We start from the raw sequence: 18,832 nt of genomic DNA on the forward strand, positions 1-18,832 counted from the left end.
TCCTTGTGATGACAGTGGCCCAGGCGCGGTCGAGCGGGTTTATCCGGCGATGGGTCAGGCGGCCGGCGAACAACCCGCTGGCTCGATATTCCAGGGCCAGTCTACGAGGGCTGTCGCGTACTGTCTGTCGAGATCCTCGCGTCAGTTGTCGCCAGGCTCGCGGCGCAAGGCCATGGGCGAGCGGCCGAAGTCGCGCAGCATGGCGGCAGAAAACGCACTCTGGGAACTGTAACCGACCTGCGCGGCAATTTCGCCGATCGGCAGGCAGGTCTGCTGCAGCAAACGTCGCGCCTTGAGCAATCGCCGCTGGCGGATGTAGTCCATCGGCGTCATCGCGCATTCGCTGGCGAAGCGCGCATGCAGGCGGGCGCTGGACAAACCGGCCAGGCGTGCCAGGTCGGCCACCTGCAGCGGGTGGGCCGCGTGCTGCTCGATGTGCGCATCGAATGCCGCGTAGGGCAGGCGCCGCTGGACGCTCGCCGGCAGGGTGTGCGCGTTGAGGCTGGCCAGCAGCAGGACTGCGCCCTGCTGGGCGATCAAGGGGTCATCCACCGGGCTGCTGGCGAGCCAGTCGACCAACTGTTGCTGCCGGCTGTCCAGGCTCAGAGGGCCTGGACGATCCAGCAGGCGGCGGCTGGCATCGGCGTGGCGGCCCAATTGCTCGTACAACCAGTGTTCATCAGGAACATCCAGCACCAGGCAGTCGCTGCCGGATGGACTGCCGCAGGTGTGATGTGCGCCGGCTGGCACCACCATCAGGCCCTGGCGCTGGACTAAAGCGCCATGGCCCTGCACCTCGAAATCCAGGCGGCCGCCCAGGCCAAACACCAGTTGTGAATGGTCGTGACTGTGGGCAATCAGGTCGTGGCGGTAGTGGCGCAGGGAGAGGATCGGGCCGGCGGTCATGGGAGCTTCCTCGCGGGGCAGGGCGCTAGGCTCTGTGCGAAATGTATCCGCACTCGCCCACACTGCGTTGAAACGGGGTTTGGAATGCTCGTATACGCTAATACGCTGCGCTTGCCCGCTCCGTTTCGTGAACACATTGCATTCGAGCCCTAGTGTACACACCGGGCTGTTGCCCGGGGAATCCGTCACGCCGCTGCCACCAACCTGTCATCCGCAACTGCCAGTCTCCAGCAAACAGCGCAGGAGCCTGCCCATGACCCATGCCGAACTCGCCCGCCCGTCGCGCAAGCAACGCGTGCGCACCTTGTGGATTTCCGATGTGCACTTAGGTACCCGCGATTGCCAGGCCGAACACTTGTCGCAGTTTCTCAAGGGGTACCAGGCCGACCGCATCTACCTGGTCGGGGACATTATCGATGGCTGGAAGCTGCGCGGTGGCATCTACTGGCCCCAGGCCCATACCAATGTCATCCGTCGGTTGCTCACCCTGAGCAAACGCGGCACCGAGGTCATCTATGTCACTGGCAACCACGACGAATTCCTGCGGCGCTACTCCAAGTTGATCCTGGGTAACATCCAATTGGTGGACGAGGCCGAACACTTGACCGCCGATGGCCGGCGCCTGCTGGTGATCCATGGCGACCAGTTCGATGTGATTACTCGCTACCATCGCTGGCTGGCGTTCCTGGGTGATCGGGCCTATGAATTCACCTTGGTGCTCAACCGTTGGCTCAACCAGTGGCGGGCCCGCTATGGCTACGGCTACTGGTCGCTGTCGGCGTACCTCAAGCACAAGGTCAAGGGGGCGGTGAACTTCATCAGTGACTTCGAAGATGCCATCGCCCACGAATGCACCCGGCGGGGCTTGCACGGCGTTGTCTGCGGTCATATCCATCACGCCGAGATTCGCCAGGTAGGAGAGGTGCAATACCTCAATTGCGGCGACTGGGTGGAGTCATGCACGGCGCTGATCGAGCACTGGGATGGGCAGATCGAACTCTATCGCCTGGCCGATGCCCAGGCCCGCGAGGCCGAGCGCTTGGCCGCGCTACGTGAGACGGCCTAGCTGCCTTAGAGGCTGATCTTGCCGCGCAGGATATCGCGGAACATGGCGAAGTCGCCCAGCAGGCTGTACAGCGGATGGCTGAAAGTGGCCGGGCGATTCTTCTCGAAAAAGAAATGACCGATCCAGGCAAAGCCATACCCGGCAAAGGGTACGACCAGCAGTAGTTGCCAGCGCCCGCTGGCGAAGGTGTAGGCGAGCAGGGCGATGACCAGGCTGGTGCCGACGAAGTGCAGGCGGCGGCAAGTGGGGTTGCTGTGTTCGCCCAGGTAATAGGGGTAGAACTCGGCAAAACTTCGAAAATGTGCGGTAGGGGTCATGGCAGTACTCCCGTCAGGTTCGCGTTGTGAACAGATACACGGCGCGGAGCCTGAATCGAGTCTAGAGTGATTGTCGGAGCCGGCCAGTGACCAAAGGCGCCAATTGAGTATCTTTTCGATTCGCCGCATGAAGCGGTCAGCACAAGAAGCCTGCCATGAGCGAGAGAACCACGTCAGCCAGCTGGGCATCAGGGATTGTCAAAGCGCTCGAGCTGGAAGGGCTCGATTGCCAGGCCATGTTCAAGCAGCTCGGGCTGGATTTTGCGGCCCTGGACGATCCTGACGCGCGCTTTCCCCAGGACGCCATGACCCGCCTGTGGCAGCTGGCGGTGGAGCTTTCGGGCAATGAGGCGATTGGCCTGAACATGGCCCGGGTGGTGCGTCCGGCATCGTTCCATGTGGTGGGTTATGCGCTGATGTCCAGCCGCACCCTGGCCGAGGGATTCGAACGCCTGGTGCGTTATCAGAGAATCATCGCCGAGAGCGCCGATCTGAGCTTTCGCCTGGAGCCGGAGGGTTACGCGCTGGTGCTGACCGTGCATGGCGACCACCTGCCTCCCACCCGCCATAGCGCCGAGGCGTCGCTGGCTTGCGCGTTGTCCTTGTGCACCTGGCTCAGTGGGCGTGCCATCCAGCCGCGCCGGGTGTTGATCCAAGGGCCACAGCCGAAGAACGTCGAGCCCTACAAGACGGCGTTCCATGCCCCTTTGGTGTTCGGTGCGCCCCATGATGCGCTGGTGTTCGAGCGGGCGGACATGGAGGCCCCGCTGCCGACGGCCAACGAGGCCATGGCCGTGCTGCACGACCGATTCGCAGGGGAGTACCTGGCACGCTTCTCGGAAAGCCGGGTGACTCATCGGGTGCGCCAGGTGTTGTGTCGCGTCCTGCCCCAGGGTGAGCCCAAGCGCGAAACCCTCGCCCAGGCGTTGCACCTGTCCCAGCGTACCCTGCAGCGCCGCTTGCAGGAGGAGGGCACCAGCTTCCAGACCTTGCTCGACGACACCCGCCGGGAACTCGCCGAACAGTACCTGGCCCAGCCCGGCATGACTTTGCTGGAAACCGCCTACCTGCTGGGGTTTGCCGACCCGAGCAACTTTTACCGGGCGTTCCGCCGCTGGTTCGATGTCACCCCAAGCGAGTATCGCGCCCGCCTTGAGGCAGAGTCGGTCAGTGACGCCAGAACGCCGGCATGCACAACACCAGCACCGTAATGATTTCCAGACGGCCGAGCAGCATGCCGCCTGAAAGAATCCATTTGGCCGCATCCGGCAGGGTCGCATAGTTGCCCGCAGGGCCAATCACCTCGCCCAGGCCCGGCCCGACGCCGGAGACGGTGCCCGCGGCGCCGGTCAGCGCGGTCATCCAGTCCACGCCCAGCAACGACAGCAGCAGGGCGATGACACAGATGGTGACGGCGAAGAAGAACGAGAAGGTCAGGATCGAGCGCACGATCTCTTCGTCGAGACGGTGGCCGTTGTATTTTTGCTTGATGACCGCGCGGGGGTGGATCAACTGGTTGAGGCTCGCCTTGAGCAGGATGTAGGCGACCTGGAAGCGGAAGATCTTGATGCCACCGGCGGTGGAGCCGGAGCAGCCCCCGATGAAGCCCAGGTAGAAGAACAGCATCAGCGAGAAGTTGCCCCACAAGCTGTAGTCGCCCAGGGCGAACCCAGTGGTGGTGACCACCGACGTGACGTTCAGCGCCACATGGCGCAAGGCGTCGAGCCAGTGCAGATTGGTGGTGGCCCAGTACCAAGTGCCCAGTACCAGCCAGGTGGCCACCAGCAAACCGAGCAGGCCTTGGACCTGCTGGTCGCGGATCAAGGCCTTGCGGTTACCGCGCAAGGTGGCCACGTACAGGGTAAACGGCACGCTGCCCAGGATCATCACCACCACCGCCACCCAGTGCACGGCTGGGATGTCCCACTTGGCCAGGGACTGATCGGAGGTGGAGAACCCGCCGGTGGAAATCGCCGACATGGCATGGTTGATGGCATCGAACGGCCGCATGCCTGCCCACCAGAACGCCAGGCTGCCGAAAACGGTGATGCCGACATACACCGCCACGATCGACTTGGCGACCATGTGCGAGCGCGGCATGACCTTTTCAGAGCGGTCGGAGGATTCGGTCTGGAACAGGCGCATGCCACCGATTCGCAGCAGCGGCAGGATCGCCACCGCCATGCCGATGAAGCCGATGCCGCCGAGCCAGTGCAGCATCGAGCGCCACATCAGGATGCCTGGGGACATGTTGTCGAGCCCGCTGAGCACCGTGGCGCCAGTGGCGGTGATGCCGGACATGCTTTCGAAAAAAGCGTCGGTGTAACTGATGTGCTGGGTCAACAGGAACGGCAGGGCGGCGAACACGCACACGACCAACCAACTGCTGACCGTCAGCAGGTACATGTCGCGTGGGCGCAGGTGGACGTGCTCGGGCCGCCCCTGAACGACCAGCGCCAGGCCGGCGATGAAGGTGATCAGGCTCGACCAGAGGAACGAAGGCATGTCGCTGGTGCGTTCGAAGACCACCAGGGTCGTCATGGGCACGACCATGCTGACCGCCAGGGTGATCAGGAAGATGCCGATGATGAAACCAATGATCCTTAAGGTCGGCAACGCCATGTGATCTGCTCTGACTCGAAACGGAAAGGGCGCCATTTTAAGCGGCAGGCTGCAAGCTGCAAGCGGTAAGCGTGAGAGGACGTTTTTCTTGCGGCTTGCAGCTTGCGGCGTGCAGCTTGAGAATGGCCGCACTTTTTCAATCTGCCAGGAGGGTAGCCCATGGAGGCTCTCGACGCATTGCTCAACCGTGTTTCCGTGCCACGCCTGACCGACCCGGCGCCCAATGCCGCCCAGCGCGAAGCGCTGTTCCAGTCGGCCTTGCGCGCCCCGGACCATGGCCAGCTGCGCCCATGGCGCTTCCTGACCATCGAGGGTGCGGCTCGCGAAAAGCTCGGTGAGCTGTTCGCCGAAGCGGTACAGAAGAAGGGCGATGCCAGCCAGGCCGCGCTGGACAAGGCGCGGGCCATGCCGCTGCGTGCGCCTTTGCTGATCGTGGTGGTGGCTCGCCTGCAGGACCACTTCAAGGTGCCCAAATCCGAGCAACGCCTTGCAGCCGGTTGCGCTGCCCATGGCATTCTCATCGCCGCTCATGCCCAGGGGATCGGCGCTGTGTGGCGTACCGGCGACATGGCGTTCGATGCTCATGTGCACCAAGGCCTGGGGCTTGCCGACAACGAGGAGCTGATCGGCTACCTGTATGTCGGCACGCCCATGGCTGAGCCACGGACCGCCCCGGTGCTGGCTACCGCCGACTTCGTCAACGCCTGGGGTGAGTGATTCACCAGGGCCGCTGCACGGCCCTGGGTCCTTTCAGTCGGTAATCATCTCGCAGGGCAGCTCCAGCGTCGCGACAAACCCGCCTTGCGGATGATTGCCTAGCACTAGGTTCCCGCCGTGGCGTTCCGCTGCCCGTCGGGCGATGGCCAGTCCCAGGCCGTGCCCAGGTGCTTCCTGCCCAGGAGCGCGGAAGAATGGCTCCCCCAACTGCGCCAGGTGCTCATCGGCCACCCCGGGCCCATGGTCACGTACGCTCAGTACGATCCGCCCAGCCTCGCGAACGGCATGGATCTCGATCGGCTGACCTGGCGGGTTGAAGCGCAAGGCATTGCGCACCAGGTTGTCCACGGCACGCTCGATCAGTGTCGGCCAGCCTTGCAGGGTGAGCCCCGGGGTGGCCTCCAGGCGTATTTCCTGCTCCGGGACGCTGAGCTGGGCGTCCTTGCGCACGCTGCCCAGCAGGGCGTTGAGGTCCACTGGCTCGGCATGGGACTGCTCGGCGTCGACCCTGGCCAGGGCGAGGATTTCGCTGATCAGGTCTTCCAGGCGATCGCACTCACGGGTCAGTCGCGGCCATAGGGCCTGGCGCTGCTCAGGCTCGGCACGTTCGGCCAAGGCCAGGGCGATGCGCAGCCGCGCCAAGGGTGAGCGCAGCTCGTGGGAGACATCGCGCAGCAGTTGCCGCTGGCTGCCGATCAGGCTTTGCAACCGCGCGCCCATCTTGTTGAAGTCATTGGCCAGTACACCGAACTCGTCACGCCGGGCCGCCAGTCGCGCCAGGCTGTTCTGCTGGTAGCTGGTTTGTCCCAGATCGTGTACCGCCCCGCGCAGCCGGCTGAGCGGGCGGGTGATCGACAGCGTGACGAACAGGCTGAACAGCGTCAGCACCACCAGGGCGATTCCCAAGGCGCTGAGCGGCCACAGCAGGCTCTCGCGGTGCCAGGCGTTGAGCGCCGGATGTGGAATGCGGTAGATCAGCAGGTAGGTCTCGCCACTGTCCGGGCTGGTGTATTCCTGGGTCAGGCGACGCCAGGGCAGACGGCGCTGGTCATTGTGCTGACGGGCCTCGAAGGCGGCGGCGCGACGTGGGAAAGTGCCCGGGACCACGGCCTCGCCACTGTCGTTGAGCACCTGCACGTCGATGCCAAAGCGGTGCTTGCGCCGTTCCAGAAAGCGCTGGGCAGACTCCAGGCCTTCCTGCTCATAGTGCTGGGTCCAGCGGCTGGCCAGGGTATTGAGGCCCGGATGGCGACTGAGGATCCAGGCATCCTGGTTGAGCATGTGGCCAAGCAGGATCGACAGGCCGGCGACCAGGGCGATGGCCAGCCAGAAGCTGGCCAGGATGCGCCAGAACAATGACCGCAAGAGCACCTCCTGAAAGCAAGAAAAACCCGGCCCGCCGGGAGGCGGGTCGGGCGCAGGGTTGACAGCTTACTGGGCCTTGGTGCCTTTTTCAGCTTTCCAGGCCTGGAACTCCTGCCACTCGGCCTTGCGGGCGGCGCGTTCCTTTTGCAGCTCGTCGAACTTCTTCTGCTGGTCGGGCTTGAGCAAGGCGCGGATATCGGCCTGGGTCTTGTCGTGGCTGGCCTTGATCTCGTCTTTCATGGCCTTCTGGTCGGCAGCCGGCAGCTTGGCGATGTAACGTTCGGTGATGTCGCGGCGGTGCTTCATTTGCTCGCCCATCAGCTTGCCGATCTGCTGGCGCTGGTCGCGGCTCAGGTCCAGTTGGGCGAAAGGCGCGTCACCGCGATGATGCCAGCCACCGTGGTGCGGACCGCCTTCGGGCATGGCCATGGCCACGGTCGGCAGGGTGGCGGCGAACATCAGAGCGATAAGGGTCTTGCGCATGGTGTTTCTCCTTTCATGGGCCGGTGGTTACCGGATGAGCCCAGTCTAGGGAAAGCAAGGTCAAGGGCGGTCAGGTGAGCGTAAAGACTTGGTAAAGGCTTGGGCTGCAAGCTGCAAACTACAAGACAGATCCGTGAGGGGGGCTGCCTTCTTGCAGCTCATCGCTTGCCGCTACAGGCTGTAGTAGTAACCGCGGCTACGCAGGGCAACGATGCGAGGTCGGCCATCAGGGTGCGGGCCGACTTTCTTGCGCAGGTTGCTGACGTGCATGTCCAGGCTGCGGTCATAGAGGGTCAGCTTGCGGCCCAGGGCGATCTGCGCCAGTTCCTGTTTGTCCAGTGGGTCGCCAGGCTGGCGCAGCAATGCCTCGAGAATGCGGCTTTCGGAAAGCGTGAGGGTCATTTCGCGAGCATCGACACTGACCACGCCCCGCGCAGGGCTGAAGGTCAGGTCGCCGACTTCGAGCTGGGTGCTGGTGGCTGCCGGGTGGCTGCGACGCAGCACCGCGCGCAGGCGGGCGGTGAGCTCGCGTGGGTCGCAGGGCTTGGCCAGGTAGTCGTCGGCGCCCAGCTCCAGGCCCAGGATGCGGTCCAGGGGTTCGCCGCGGGCCGACAGCATCAGCACTGGCAACTCCGCATGCTCGGTGCGCAATTGCTTGAGCAGCTCCAGGCCACTGCCATCAGGCAGCATCACGTCCAGCACCACGGCCGCCGGCGCATGGGCAGCCAAGGCCTGGCGCGCGCTCTGGCCATCGTGGCAGGCACGTACGTCGAACCCTTCCTGGCTCAGCCAACTGCCGAGCAGCTCGCAGAGTTCCTGGTCATCATCAATCAGTAACAGCTCGCTCATGACTCACTCAATTCAACCATTGACGGCGTCTTCTGTGTCCGCCACTGGCTAAGATACCGCAGACAGCCGAAAACAGTGCAACGGCCGAGCCGATCACGAACCATAACTGCTGGTCGCTGAGCAGCGGTACCGGGGCGCTGGCTTGCAGCTCCTTGAGCGAAAGCTTAAGGCGCTGGTTTTCCTGGCGCAGGCGTGCGAGCTGGGTATTGTCTTGCCCGTTTTGGGTGTCTTGCAATTGCTGGTTGAGCGCGGCGCGTTGCTGTTCACTGTCCTGCAGACGTTGCTGCAGCTCGGTGATCTGCGCAGCGGCAGTCAACGACAGTGGTTCTTCGGCAATGGCGAAAGGGGACAGCGACAGCAGGCAAAGCAGCAGTGACATCGGACCTCGGCGCATTGGAACTCCTGATTCCTATCGGTTCAGAAGGTTGTCGGCCGCAGGTCGTAATAGATGAGCGCGGGCCTCATGAACCTGTCATGAGGCCCGGTCCGATCAAGGCAGGACTTGCTTGAATGGCTTGACCACGACCTTGTCGTACACGCCGGCGGCGATGTACGGGTCGGCATCGGCCCAGGCTTGGGCGGCGGTCAGGGAGTCGAATTCGGCGACGATGAGGCTGCCGGTGAAGCCTGCGGCGCCTGGGTCGTTGCTGTCGATCGCCGGGTGCGGGCCGGCCAGGATCACACGTCCCTCGGCCTTGAGCAGCTGCAGGCGCTCGATGTGCGCCGGGCGGGCAGCCAGGCGTTTTTCCAGGGAACCTTCGACGTCGCTTGCGATGATGGCGTAGAGCATGTCAATCCTTAGGTTTGGAAGTGGAGGGGTCGCTGTCATGCAGGTGGCGCGACAGGTACACGCCCTGGGCCACCAGGAAGATCACGGTCATGCCCAGGCTGCCGAACACCTTGAAGTCGACCCAGAAGTCCTGGAAGGTGAATGCGACGAACAGGTTGGCCGCACCGCACACCAGGAAGAAGCCGATCCAGGCCAGGTTCAGGCGCGTCCAGATTGCCTCGGGCAGGCTCAGGGCGTGGCCCATGATGCGCTTGATCAGGACCCGGTCACCGACGAAGTGGCTGCCGGCGAAGGCCAGGGCGAACAGCCAGTTCACCACCGGTGCTTTCCACTTGAGGAAGGTTTCGCTGTGGAAGGCCAGGGTAAGGCCGCCGAACACCAGGCAGGCGACCAGGGTCAGCAGCTGCCCCTTCTCGAGCTTGCCGTGGCGCAGGAACAGCGCGCCGTAGACCACCAGGGAGCTGAGAATCAGCACCGCCGTGGCGCTGTAGATGCCGCCGAACTCGACGCTGTGACCAGCGATTTCGACCGCGCGCGGGTCGAGTTTGTAGACGATGAAGAACAACAACAGCGGGATGAAATCGATGAATTGTTTCACAGTGGCAGCCAGAAGCGGGATGTGACGGCATAATAACAAACATCGATTCCAGCGAAAGCGCTCCTCCATGAATGTTGATCTGCACTGTCACAGCACGGCCTCCGACGGCGCCTTGTCGCCTTCGGCCCTGGTCGCCCGGGCCCACGAGCACGGGGTGCAGACGTTGGCACTGACCGACCACGACACCATAGAAGGCCTGGCCGAGGCGCGTCAGGCCTGCCACGCCAACGGCATGCGCTGGGTCAGTGGAGTGGAACTGTCCTGTACCTGGGGGGGCGCCACGATCCATGTGCTGGGCTATGACTTCCCGCTCGATGCACCGCCGCTACTCGAGGCTATCGAGGCCTTGCACCGTGGCCGTTGGCTGCGCTCCGAGGAAATCGACCGACGGCTCGCGGCCAAGGGCATGCCCGGCACGCTCGAAGGCGCCAGGGCGGTGCAGCAGGAGCTGGGCGACAGCGGCAATGCCCCGGCGCGTCCGCACTTTGCCGAGTTCCTGGTGCGTGCCGGCCACGTCAAAGACCGCGGTGAGGCGTTTCGCAAGTGGCTGGGCGCCGGCAAGCTGGGCGACGTCAAGCTGCATTGGCCGACCCTGGAGGAAACCGTCGCCACGCTGCGTCGGTCCAACGCTTGGGTGAGTCTGGCCCATCCGATGCATTACGAGTTGACTCGCAGTAAGCGCAGACGGCTGATTGCAGACTATATTCAGGCAGGCGGGCAGGCGTTGGAGGTGGTCAACGGGATGATGCCGGCCGAGCAGGTGGGCACGATGTCCATCCTCACCCGTGAGTTCGGCCTGCTGGCAAGTGCTGGCAGTGACTTCCACGGCCCCGGCACCTGGGGCGAGATCGGTGCCTACCGGCCATTGCCCGAGGATCTGCCACCTTTGTGGCGCCGATTCAGCCATGAACAGCCTTTGGCGGTATGAACAGGACGACTACGTGAGCCAATTTTTCCAGATTCATGCGGAAAACCCGCAGGCGCGCCTGATCAAACAGGCCGTCGAGATCATCCGCAAGGGCGGTGTCGTGGTCTATCCGACCGACTCGGCCTACGCGATGGGCTGCCAGATCGGCGACAAGACCGCCGTGGAGCGGGTCCGACGACTGCGCCAGCTGGACAAGAACCACAACTTCACACTGCTGTGTTGCGACCTTTCGCAAATGGGGTTGTTCGCCAAGATCGACACAGCGACCTTCCGTCTGCTCAAAGCGCACATTCCCGGTCCCTATACCTTCATCCTCAATGCCACGCGGGAAGTGCCCAGGCTGTTGTTGCATGAAAAGCGTCGGACCATCGGCCTGCGGGTTCCTTCCAACCCCATTGCCCGGGCACTGCTCGAGGAATTGGGCGAACCCTTGATGAGCGTGAGCCTCATCCTGCCCGGTGATGAAGAGCCGATGACCGACCCCTACGAGATCCGTGCGCGCCTTGAGCATCATGTGGACCTGATCATCGATGGCGGCTTCGGTGACCTCAAAGCTTCCACCGTGATCAGCCTGGAAGGTGACGAGCCGGAAGTCATCCGTGTTGGCTGTGGCGACCCTGCGCCGTTCCTGGCGCCCGCGTGAGCACGGTGCAAGAGGCCCCGGCCCCGGTCGCTGACAGCGAGGCGCCGCAACAGCTGCAACTGGCGCTGGTCTACGGCGAGGCACTCACCGAACTGCCGCTGGACCTGTACATCCCTCCTGACGCCCTGGAAGTGTTCCTTGAAGCCTTCGAGGGCCCGCTGGACTTGTTGCTGTATCTGATCCGCAAGCAGAACATCGACATCCTCGACATCCCCGTGGCGGAGATCACCCGCCAGTACATGTCCTACGTCGAGCTGATGAAGAGCGTGCGCCTGGAGTTGGCCGCAGAGTACTTGGTGATGGCTGCCATGCTTGCCGAGATCAAATCGCGCATGCTGCTGCCGCGCTCCAGCGAGGTCGAGGAGGAAGAGGGCGATCCACGTGCCGAGCTGATCCGCAGGCTGCAGGAATACGAGCGCTTCAAAGCCGCCGCCGAAGGCCTCGATGAGCTGCCGCGGGTAGGCCGGGAGATTGTCGTGCCGCGCCTGGAGGCGCCTCAGGCCAAGGTTCGCAAGCTGTTGCCCGATGTTTCTCTGGAGGAAATCCTGCTGTCCATGGCCCAGGTGATGCGGCGCAACGACCTGTTCGAAAGCCATCAGATCACCCGCGAGACCTTGTCGACCCGTGAGCGCATGAGTGAAGTGCTCGAACGACTCAAGGGTGGCGGCTTCGTGCCGTTCATCGAGCTCTTTACCGCCGAGGAAGGCAAGTTGGGGGTGGTCGTCACCTTCATGGCAATTCTCGAACTGGTGAAGGAATCGCTCATCGAACTGGTGCAGAATGACCCCTTTGCCCCGATCCATGTCCGTGCCCGGGCCGAGTGACCACGAGCAAGCCTTTCCTACCGATGAACCTGAACGAACCCCGTGACCTGGCCTCGCTGATCGAAGCCTTCCTCCTTGCCTCTGGCAAGCCGCAATCGCTCGAGCGCCTGTACGAGTTGCTCGAAGAGGCCGAGCGCCCCGCGCCTGCTGTCTTCAAGAAGGCTTTGGAAATCCTGGCCAAGTCCTGCAATGGCCGCGCCTTCGAGCTCAAGGAAGTGGCGACCGGCTATCGCCTGCAAATCCGCGAGGACTTTGCGCCCTGGGTCGGCCGGCTGTGGGAAGAGCGTCCGCAGCGCTACTCCCGGGCGCTGCTGGAGACTTTGGCGCTGATTGCCTATCGCCAACCGATCACCCGCGGCGAAATCGAGGATGTGCGCGGTGTGGCGGTCAACAGCAACATCATCAAGACCCTGATGGAGCGTGAATGGATCCGTATCGTCGGTTATCGTGAGGTGCCCGGCCGACCGGCGATGTTCGCCACCACCAAGGCATTGCTCGATCATTTCAACCTCAAGAGCCTCGATGAGCTGCCGGCTCTGGCCGAACTGCGCGAAATGGACACCGAGCCGTTGCTGGATCCGGATGACGCACCCGTGCCTGCGCACCTGCAGGCGCTGGCCGATGCGAGCCTGGGTGAGGACGAGGAGGGCGAGGCGCCGCCTCGGGAGGAGACCAGCTTCCGGACGCTGCTGGTGGAGCTCGATGCGATGGAAGATGGGCTCAAGACCGATTTCGATGATCTGCGGAATGAGGCTGCCAACGTCGAGGATGAGCCTGAGTCATAGATCGCTCTGGCCCGTTCGCGGATGAACCCGCGCTCATAGGTGCAGCGGGGCTGCGGGTGACGCTGCAGCACCTTCGGGCGGAAACTCACAGCCCAATCGCGATAAACCGTTAGTCTCCAGTGCGTTCGTCCGCCGAACCGCGTATGATGCGCGCCCCTTTGGCGCATCTTTCGCCAAAAAACGCTTTCACTACTACACCGGGAGGTGCCCAGATGAGTGACCAAGACCTGCAAGAAACCCAATCCACCCCTCCGTCCGGCGAAAAGCTGCAGAAGGTGCTGGCGCGTATCGGCGTCGGTTCGCGTCGTGACGTCGAGGCCTGGATCAGCCAGGGCCGTATCAAGGTCAATGGCGTCGAGGCTACCCTTGGCCAGCGTGTCGATCTGCACGATGCCATTGCCGTCGATGGCAAGCTGATCAAGCGTGTGGAGGCCGCCGAGGCCACCCGCCGCGTGATCATGTACAACAAGCCTGACGGCGAGATCTGCACCCGTGACGATCCGGAAGGTCGTCCGACTGTGTTCGATCGCCTGCCGCGTCCGAAAGAAGGGCGTTGGATCAATATCGGCCGTCTGGACATCAACACCACTGGCCTGCTGCTGTTCACCACCGACGGTGAACTGGCCAACCGCCTGATGCACCCCTCCTACGAGATGGACCGTGAGTATGCGGTGCGTGTGCGCGGTGAGGTCGACGACGACATGGTCGATCGCCTCAAGGCGGGTGTGATGCTCGAAGATGGTCCGGCGAAGTTCACCGACATCCAGAAAGCTCCGGGCGGCGAAGGCTTCAACCACTGGTACCACTGCGTGGTGATGGAAGGTCGCAACCGTGAGGTACGTCGCCTGTGGGAATCCCAAGGCGTGGTGGTCAGCCGCCTCAAGCGCGTGCGCTTCGGTCCGGTGTTCCTCAATTCCGACCTGCCGATGGGGCGTTGGCGCGAAATGACCCAGGGCGAGATCGACATCCTGGCAGCGGAAGTCGGCCTGCAGCCGGTGGCGTTGCCAGCGTTGAACCTCAAGGCCAAGGACAAGCTCGAGCGCATGCAGCGCAAGTCCACCCGGCCGCTCGGTCGTGGCGAACGTGTGCGTACCCTGCGTCCCGCCCAAGATGGCCAAGCCGAGCGTCCTGCGCGTGAACGTCCGACCCGTGAAGAGGCGCCACGCAAGGGCGGTCGCAGCAGCACGGTTGCCGAACGCCCCAGCGAGATGCGTAAGCGTCCGGCCAAGCCGGAGGCCGAAAAGCCAGCAGGCCGTGGCCGCGGCAAGCCACGCGGCTGATTGCTCAGCGTCATAGGAAAGGGGCCCTCGTGGCCCCTTTTTTGCGCCTCTAGAAATCTAACATCTTGATCCGACGCGATTTTTTATGGGGTCTGGAAACCCTATCGACCAGCTTGTAACAAAATCTTTACGAATTTCGACCGTTTTTGCCGGTACACCTGTGCATGTAAACAAATTCTGCCAAGTGCCGCGTTCCAGAGCTGTTTCTTTGCCACTCGCCCCCTTGTTCAACCCGTCGCCGCACGCTGATATAGCGCCCATGCCGTGTGCAGGGCCTGGCCGTAGAGCTGGGCATCGAAAACAACAAATGGAGGCGCCATGTACGCCGATCATCTTGCCTTTTCAGGCCTTCCCGCCAGGATCGCTGCGTTTTTTCATCAGGAAATGACGCAACGCGTTGACGCCTGCGCGTACGCAGGGGTATACAATGCGCCGCGTTTTACCTGTGACCCCAATGCGTACCGCGCACTCTTGCTGACGCCTGGTTGAGTCGCCCGGGGCCTGTCCCTCGGTGTCATCACCCCCGTCCAAGAAACCCAAGGTAACCACCTTGCCCATTCCGCTGCGCCACGAGCGCGGTGGGTCCGATTCCGTCACAGATAAAAACAAGCAGGTGACTTCGTTCATGAGTGGACAAAACATGCCTTCAGGCGAGCTCAAGCGTGGCCTGAAGAACCGCCATATCCAGCTGATTGCCCTGGGTGGCGCAATTGGTACCGGATTGTTCCTGGGCTCTGCCGGCGTGATGAAGTCCGCCGGTCCGTCGATGATTCTCGGCTACGCCATCTGCGGCTTCATCGCCTTCATGATCATGCGCCAACTGGGCGAAATGATCGTCGAAGAGCCGGTTGCCGGCTCCTTCAGCCACTTCGCCCACAAGTACTGGGGCGGTTTCGCGGGCTTCCTGTCCGGTTGGAACTGCTGGGTGCTGTACATTCTGGTCGGCATGTCGGAGCTGTCCGCGGTCGGTAAGTACATTCACTACTGGTGGCCGGAGATCCCTACCTGGGTCACTGCGGCGGGCTTCTTCATCCTGATCAACGCGATCAACCTGATGAACGTGAAAGTGTTCGGCGAGGCCGAGTTCTGGTTCGCCATCATCAAGGTACTCGCCATCGTCGGCATGATCGGCCTGGGTGCCTATCTGCTCACCAGCGGCAGCGGTGGTCCTGAAGCTTCGGTGACCAACCTTTGGGCCCATGGCGGTTTCTTCCCCAATGGCGTGAGTGGCCTGGTGATGGCTCTGGCGATCATCATGTTCTCCTTTGGTGGCCTGGAAATGCTGGGCTTCACCGCTGCCGAGGCCGACAAGCCAAAGACCGTGATTCCTAAGGCGATCAACCAGGTCATCTACCGCATCCTGATCTTCTATATCGGCGCGCTGGTGATCCTGCTGTCGCTGACCCCATGGAATAGCCTGGTCGCGAGCATCGATGCCTCCGGCGGCAGCTATGGCAGCAGCCCGTTCGTCCAGGTGTTCTCGCTGCTCGGTAGCGACGTGGCGGCGCACCTGCTGAACTTCGTGGTCCTGACTGCGGCGCTGTCGGTCTATAACAGCGGGACCTACTGCAACGCTCGCATGCTCTACGGCATGGCCGAGCAAGGCGACGCCCCGGCAAGCCTGGCCAAGATCGACAAGCGCGGCGTACCGGTCCGTTCGATCCTGGCCTCGGCCGGCGTGACGCTGGTGGCGGTGCTGCTGAACTACTTCATGCCGCAACATGCGCTGGAGCTGTTGATGTCGTTGGTGGTGGCTGCGCTGGTGATCAACTGGGCGATGATCAGCTACTCGCACCTCAAATTCCGTCAGCACTTGGACCGCACCGGGCAGAAGGCGCTGTTCAAGGCGCTCTGGTACCCGTATGGCAACTACCTGTGCCTGGCCTTCGTGGTGCTGATCCTGGGCATCATGCTGCAGATCCCTGGTATCCAGGTCTCGGTGTATGCGATTCCGGTCTGGCTGGTGGTGATGTATGCCTTCTACATGCTCAAGAGCAAGCGTAGTGGACAGGCCTCCGGCGCCGCCGGGTCCGTCGCCAAGTAAATCGGTTACCCACTAAAAAACCCGATGGCAGGGAACTGCCATCGGGTTTTTTTGTTTGAGCGAGAGAGGGTTCGAGGCGCCCTCGGCAGCGCCAGGCTCTCAGAGGAACACGAACTTGGCGATGAAGATCGCGCAGAGTACCCACAGGCTGGCAGAAATATCCTTGAACTTGCCGGTCCCGGCCTTGAGCGCCACGTAGCTGATGAAGCCCAGGGCGATGCCGTCGGCGACCGAGAACGTGAGCGGCATCATGATCACGGTGACGATCGCAGGAATGCTGTCGGTCGCCTCGTCCCAGTGGATGTGTGCCATGCTGCCCATCATCAGCATGGCCACATAGATCAGCGCCCCTGCGGTGGCGTAGGCGGGGATCATGCCGGCCAGCGGTGCGAAGAACATGGCGGCGACGAACAGCAGGCCAACCACCACGGCCGTCAGGCCGGTACGCCCCCCGGCGGCGACGCCTGCGGCGCTTTCCACATAGCTGGTCACAGGTGGTACGCCGACGGCAGCACCGAACACGCTGGAGGCGCTGTCGGCCTTCAGTGCACGGGACAGGTTCTCGATGCGGCCATCTTCACCGACCAGGTTGGCGCGTTGGGCCACACCCATCAAGGTGCCGGCGGTATCGAACATATGCACGAACAGGAACGCCAGCACCACGCTGATCATGCTGACATTGAATACGCCCGCTACATCCATGGCCATCCAGGTCGGAGCCAGGCTCGGTGGCAGGGAGAACACCCCGCCATACTGGACCAGTCCCAGGCCCCAGCCTGCCAGGGTGACGGTGATGATGCTGATGAGGATCGCGCCGAACACGCGGTGGTAGCTCAGTACCGCGATCATCAGGAAACATACCGCCGCCAGCAGTGGGCCAGGCTCGTGCAGAGAACCCAGCTTGATCAGCGTGGCAGGGCTGTCGACGACGATACCGGCGGTTTTAAGGCCGATCAGCCCCAAGAACAGGCCGACCCCCGCGCCCATGGCGTGGCGCAGGCTGACCGGAATGCTATTGAGCAACCATTCGCGCACGCGCGAGAGAGTCAGGGCCATGAACAGCACACCGGACACGAACACTGCACCCAATGCCGCCTCCCAGGTGTAGCCCATGGTGCCGACCACGGTGTAGGTGAAGAAGGCGTTGAGCCCCATGCCGGGGGCCAGGCCCACCGGCCAGTTGGCATAGAGGCCCATCAACAGGCAGCCCAAGGCCGCGGCGATACAGGTGGCAACGAAGGCCGCACCATGGTCGATACCGGCATCGGCCATGATGTTGGGGTTGACGAAAATGATGTAGGCCATGGTGATGAAGGTGGTCACCCCGGCGATCAGCTCGGTCCTGACGGTGCTGCCGTGTCGCTTGAGTTTGAAAATCCGTTCCAGCCAACTCGTTTCGAGCGGTGGAGCGAGATCCAGCGTAGGGGCTTCGGATTTGCGGCTTTCCACAGCGAGTACTCCTCAAGTCTTTCTTGTTGTTTCGGAACCTTGGTCCTGCGCCAATGCACTTGGGCGGTTCCGCGAGGGGATTGGCAGACGTCTGATCGATTTGTTGACTTTCGAGTCAGAAAGTTGCTCGCTGGATTATGCTGTTGTGTACAAATAATGCAAATAATGTTTTATTTTTTGTGTGCGCGATCTGTCGCGTAGTGGCTATATGGGAAAAGGCCACCTGCAGAAATCGAATGGCCTGTGTACAATAGACCGATACCTTGGTCCCTTTATTTTCTATCCAGGACTTGCCAGCCACCCTCTGACAGGTATTACAGTCAAGGTCCCGACTGGCGGATCCTCGTGCTCGAGAACCCATGAACGAACAGCTGCAACCTCTGAAGAAACCTGCGCGCAATGGCAAGGCCGGCCGCAGCGGTACCCAGGACGACATCGTCTATGCGCATATTTTCGAGGCGATCCTCGAGCAGCGTCTGGCACCGGGCACCAAGTTGAGCGAGGAAGCGCTGGGCGAGATCTTCGGCGTCAGCCGCACCATCATCCGTCGTGCCTTGTCGCGCCTGGCTCACGAAAGCGTGGTGCTACTGCGGCCCAATCGCGGTGCAGTGGTGGCGAGCCCCACGGTGGAAGAGGCGCGCCAGGTGTTCTTCTCTCGGCGCATGGTCGAGCGCGCGATCACCGAGCTTGCCGTGCAGCACGCCACGATCGAGCAACTGAACGAACTGCGCCAGATGGTACGCGAGGAGCGCGACAGCTTCTCTCGTGGCGACCGGGGCGCGGGTATCCGCCTTTCCGGCGAGTTCCACCTCAAACTGGCCGAAGCCGCTGGCAATGCCCCCCTGATCAGTTTCCAGCGCAGCCTTGTTTCGCAAACTTCGCTGATCATCGCACAGTACGAAAGCGGCAACCGTTCGCACTGCTCCTACGACGAGCACATGCAACTGATCGACGCCATCGAGGCTCGTGACGCAGAGCTGGCGGTGAATCTGATGATGCATCACATGGATCACATCGACACCAAGCTGAACCTGGACGAAGAGGGCGCCTCCGACGACCTGCATGCTGTGTTCTCGCATTTGCTGAAGAAGCCGAAGGTATCGGTCAAAGGTTGATCGTTTGCCCGGTCTACGGGCAGACCGCTGCTACCAACGCCATCGTTCCCC

At 62.6% G+C, this 18,832-nt stretch carries 20 protein-coding genes; 10 read left to right on the top strand and 10 right to left on the bottom strand.

Annotated elements, in window-relative coordinates:
• Positions 1-141: 141 nt before the first annotated feature.
• Positions 142-906, bottom strand: a complete 765-nt coding sequence (locus J5X93_RS07830; protein ID WP_090345996.1) for an AraC family transcriptional regulator — start codon at positions 904-906, stop codon at positions 142-144.
• Between the two features lie 253 nt (positions 907-1,159).
• Between J5X93_RS07830 and J5X93_RS07835 the strand changes: the two genes are divergently transcribed.
• The gene (locus J5X93_RS07835) at positions 1,160-1,972 is read left to right on the top strand and encodes a UDP-2,3-diacylglucosamine diphosphatase (protein ID WP_043214340.1); all 813 of its coding nucleotides are present in this window, start codon (positions 1,160-1,162) and stop codon (positions 1,970-1,972) included.
• A gap of 5 nt (positions 1,973-1,977) precedes the next feature.
• Here J5X93_RS07835 and J5X93_RS07840 read toward each other — a convergent pair whose 3' ends face one another.
• Positions 1,978-2,289 carry an Mpo1-like protein gene (locus J5X93_RS07840; RefSeq protein WP_043214337.1) on the bottom strand — a complete coding sequence of 104 codons (312 nt, stop codon included), beginning with the start codon at positions 2,287-2,289 and terminating at the stop codon, positions 1,978-1,980.
• A 155-nt stretch (positions 2,290-2,444) separates the two neighbouring features.
• Between J5X93_RS07840 and J5X93_RS07845 the strand changes: the two genes are divergently transcribed.
• Complete coding sequence (locus tag J5X93_RS07845) at positions 2,445-3,500, top strand: AraC family transcriptional regulator (RefSeq protein WP_043214335.1); 1,056 nt, start codon at positions 2,445-2,447, stop codon at positions 3,498-3,500.
• On the opposite strand, the gene J5X93_RS07850 is transcribed toward J5X93_RS07845, so the two are convergent.
• A complete protein-coding gene (locus J5X93_RS07850; protein WP_043214333.1) occupies positions 3,457-4,911 on the bottom strand; it encodes a TrkH family potassium uptake protein in 1,455 nt (484 codons plus the stop codon). The two genes, J5X93_RS07845 and J5X93_RS07850, sit on opposite strands and share 44 nt — an antisense overlap.
• A 159-nt stretch (positions 4,912-5,070) precedes the next feature.
• Here J5X93_RS07850 and J5X93_RS07855 point away from each other — a divergent pair, with 159 nt between their 5' ends.
• Positions 5,071-5,628: a nitroreductase family protein gene (locus tag J5X93_RS07855; protein WP_043214331.1), complete on the top strand. Its 558-nt coding sequence runs from the start codon at positions 5,071-5,073 to the stop codon at positions 5,626-5,628.
• Positions 5,629-5,661: 33 nt separating this feature from the next.
• On the opposite strand, the gene J5X93_RS07860 is transcribed toward J5X93_RS07855, so the two are convergent.
• The 6 genes from J5X93_RS07860 to J5X93_RS07885 form a co-directional block, all read right to left on the bottom strand.
• Positions 5,662-6,999 carry a sensor histidine kinase gene (locus J5X93_RS07860; protein ID WP_043214329.1) on the bottom strand — a complete coding sequence of 446 codons (1,338 nt, stop codon included), beginning with the start codon at positions 6,997-6,999 and terminating at the stop codon, positions 5,662-5,664.
• 60 nt (positions 7,000-7,059) lie between these two features.
• Entirely contained in the window at positions 7,060-7,476 is a 417-nt protein-coding gene (locus J5X93_RS07865) for an LTXXQ domain protein (protein ID WP_043214328.1), read from the bottom strand.
• A gap of 171 nt (positions 7,477-7,647) precedes the next feature.
• Complete coding sequence (locus J5X93_RS07870; protein ID WP_043214326.1) at positions 7,648-8,325, bottom strand: response regulator transcription factor; 678 nt, start codon at positions 8,323-8,325, stop codon at positions 7,648-7,650.
• Positions 8,326-8,332: 7 nt separating this feature from the next.
• Entirely contained in the window at positions 8,333-8,719 is a 387-nt protein-coding gene (locus J5X93_RS07875) for an SH3 domain-containing protein (RefSeq protein ID WP_090345993.1), read from the bottom strand.
• 96 nt (positions 8,720-8,815) lie between these two features.
• A complete protein-coding gene (locus tag J5X93_RS07880) occupies positions 8,816-9,115 on the bottom strand; it encodes a YciI family protein (RefSeq protein WP_090345991.1) in 300 nt (99 codons plus the stop codon).
• Position 9,116: 1 nt separating this feature from the next.
• Positions 9,117-9,713: a septation protein A gene (locus J5X93_RS07885; protein WP_043214319.1), complete on the bottom strand. Its 597-nt coding sequence runs from the start codon at positions 9,711-9,713 to the stop codon at positions 9,117-9,119.
• A 67-nt stretch (positions 9,714-9,780) separates the two neighbouring features.
• On the opposite strand from J5X93_RS07885, the gene J5X93_RS07890 reads away from it, so the two are divergent.
• The 6 genes from J5X93_RS07890 (at position 9,781) to J5X93_RS07915 (ending at position 16,217) form a co-directional block, all read left to right on the top strand.
• The gene (locus J5X93_RS07890) at positions 9,781-10,641 is read left to right on the top strand and encodes a PHP domain-containing protein (RefSeq protein ID WP_043214317.1); all 861 of its coding nucleotides are present in this window, start codon (positions 9,781-9,783) and stop codon (positions 10,639-10,641) included.
• Between the two features lie 13 nt (positions 10,642-10,654).
• Positions 10,655-11,284, top strand: a complete 630-nt coding sequence (locus J5X93_RS07895; protein ID WP_043214365.1) for an L-threonylcarbamoyladenylate synthase — start codon at positions 10,655-10,657, stop codon at positions 11,282-11,284.
• Positions 11,285-11,289: 5 nt separating this feature from the next.
• Positions 11,290-12,108, top strand: coding sequence for a segregation and condensation protein A (locus J5X93_RS07900; RefSeq protein ID WP_102081788.1), 819 nt, complete (start codon positions 11,290-11,292; stop codon positions 12,106-12,108).
• 23 nt (positions 12,109-12,131) lie between these two features.
• Positions 12,132-12,893: an SMC-Scp complex subunit ScpB gene (gene scpB, locus J5X93_RS07905; RefSeq protein ID WP_182941445.1), complete on the top strand. Its 762-nt coding sequence runs from the start codon at positions 12,132-12,134 to the stop codon at positions 12,891-12,893.
• 212 nt (positions 12,894-13,105) lie between these two features.
• Positions 13,106-14,173: a 23S rRNA pseudouridine(2605) synthase RluB gene (gene rluB, locus J5X93_RS07910; protein WP_090345983.1), complete on the top strand. Its 1,068-nt coding sequence runs from the start codon at positions 13,106-13,108 to the stop codon at positions 14,171-14,173.
• Positions 14,174-14,798: 625 nt separating this feature from the next.
• Positions 14,799-16,217: an amino acid permease gene (locus J5X93_RS07915; protein WP_167358113.1), complete on the top strand. Its 1,419-nt coding sequence runs from the start codon at positions 14,799-14,801 to the stop codon at positions 16,215-16,217.
• Between the two features lie 99 nt (positions 16,218-16,316).
• On the opposite strand, the gene J5X93_RS07920 is transcribed toward J5X93_RS07915, so the two are convergent.
• Positions 16,317-17,666 (bottom strand): NCS2 family permease, encoded by a 1,350-nt coding sequence (locus J5X93_RS07920; protein ID WP_043215797.1) that lies wholly within the window; start codon positions 17,664-17,666, stop codon positions 16,317-16,319.
• Positions 17,667-18,025: 359 nt separating this feature from the next.
• On the opposite strand from J5X93_RS07920, the gene J5X93_RS07925 reads away from it, so the two are divergent.
• Positions 18,026-18,781, top strand: coding sequence for a GntR family transcriptional regulator (locus J5X93_RS07925; protein WP_043215798.1), 756 nt, complete (start codon positions 18,026-18,028; stop codon positions 18,779-18,781).
• The last annotated feature ends 51 nt before the right edge of the window (positions 18,782-18,832 follow it).

Source organism: Pseudomonas sp. BYT-1 (assembly GCF_023611805.1).
Classification (GTDB): Bacteria; Pseudomonadota; Gammaproteobacteria; order Pseudomonadales; family Pseudomonadaceae; genus Aquipseudomonas; species Aquipseudomonas guariconensis.

Bases quoted from the DNA above. Each gene is read 5' to 3' on its own strand.
- J5X93_RS07830 (WP_090345996.1), bottom strand. From the start codon at position 906: ATGACCGCCGGCCCGATCCTCTCCCTGCGCCACTACCGCCACGACCTG.
- J5X93_RS07835 (WP_043214340.1), top strand. From the start codon at position 1,160: ATGACCCATGCCGAACTCGCCCGCCCGTCGCGCAAGCAACGCGTGCGC.
- J5X93_RS07840 (WP_043214337.1), bottom strand. From the start codon at position 2,289: ATGACCCCTACCGCACATTTTCGAAGTTTTGCCGAGTTCTACCCCTAT.
- J5X93_RS07845 (WP_043214335.1), top strand. From the start codon at position 2,445: ATGAGCGAGAGAACCACGTCAGCCAGCTGGGCATCAGGGATTGTCAAA.
- J5X93_RS07850 (WP_043214333.1), bottom strand. From the start codon at position 4,911: ATGGCGTTGCCGACCTTAAGGATCATTGGTTTCATCATCGGCATCTTC.
- J5X93_RS07855 (WP_043214331.1), top strand. From the start codon at position 5,071: ATGGAGGCTCTCGACGCATTGCTCAACCGTGTTTCCGTGCCACGCCTG.
- J5X93_RS07865 (WP_043214328.1), bottom strand. From the start codon at position 7,476: ATGCGCAAGACCCTTATCGCTCTGATGTTCGCCGCCACCCTGCCGACC.
- J5X93_RS07870 (WP_043214326.1), bottom strand. From the start codon at position 8,325: ATGAGCGAGCTGTTACTGATTGATGATGACCAGGAACTCTGCGAGCTG.
- J5X93_RS07875 (WP_090345993.1), bottom strand. From the start codon at position 8,719: ATGCGCCGAGGTCCGATGTCACTGCTGCTTTGCCTGCTGTCGCTGTCC.
- J5X93_RS07880 (WP_090345991.1), bottom strand. From the start codon at position 9,115: ATGCTCTACGCCATCATCGCAAGCGACGTCGAAGGTTCCCTGGAAAAA.
- J5X93_RS07890 (WP_043214317.1), top strand. From the start codon at position 9,781: ATGAATGTTGATCTGCACTGTCACAGCACGGCCTCCGACGGCGCCTTG.
- scpB (WP_182941445.1), top strand. From the start codon at position 12,132: ATGAACCTGAACGAACCCCGTGACCTGGCCTCGCTGATCGAAGCCTTC.
- rluB (WP_090345983.1), top strand. From the start codon at position 13,106: ATGAGTGACCAAGACCTGCAAGAAACCCAATCCACCCCTCCGTCCGGC.
- J5X93_RS07915 (WP_167358113.1), top strand. From the start codon at position 14,799: ATGAGTGGACAAAACATGCCTTCAGGCGAGCTCAAGCGTGGCCTGAAG.
- J5X93_RS07925 (WP_043215798.1), top strand. From the start codon at position 18,026: ATGAACGAACAGCTGCAACCTCTGAAGAAACCTGCGCGCAATGGCAAG.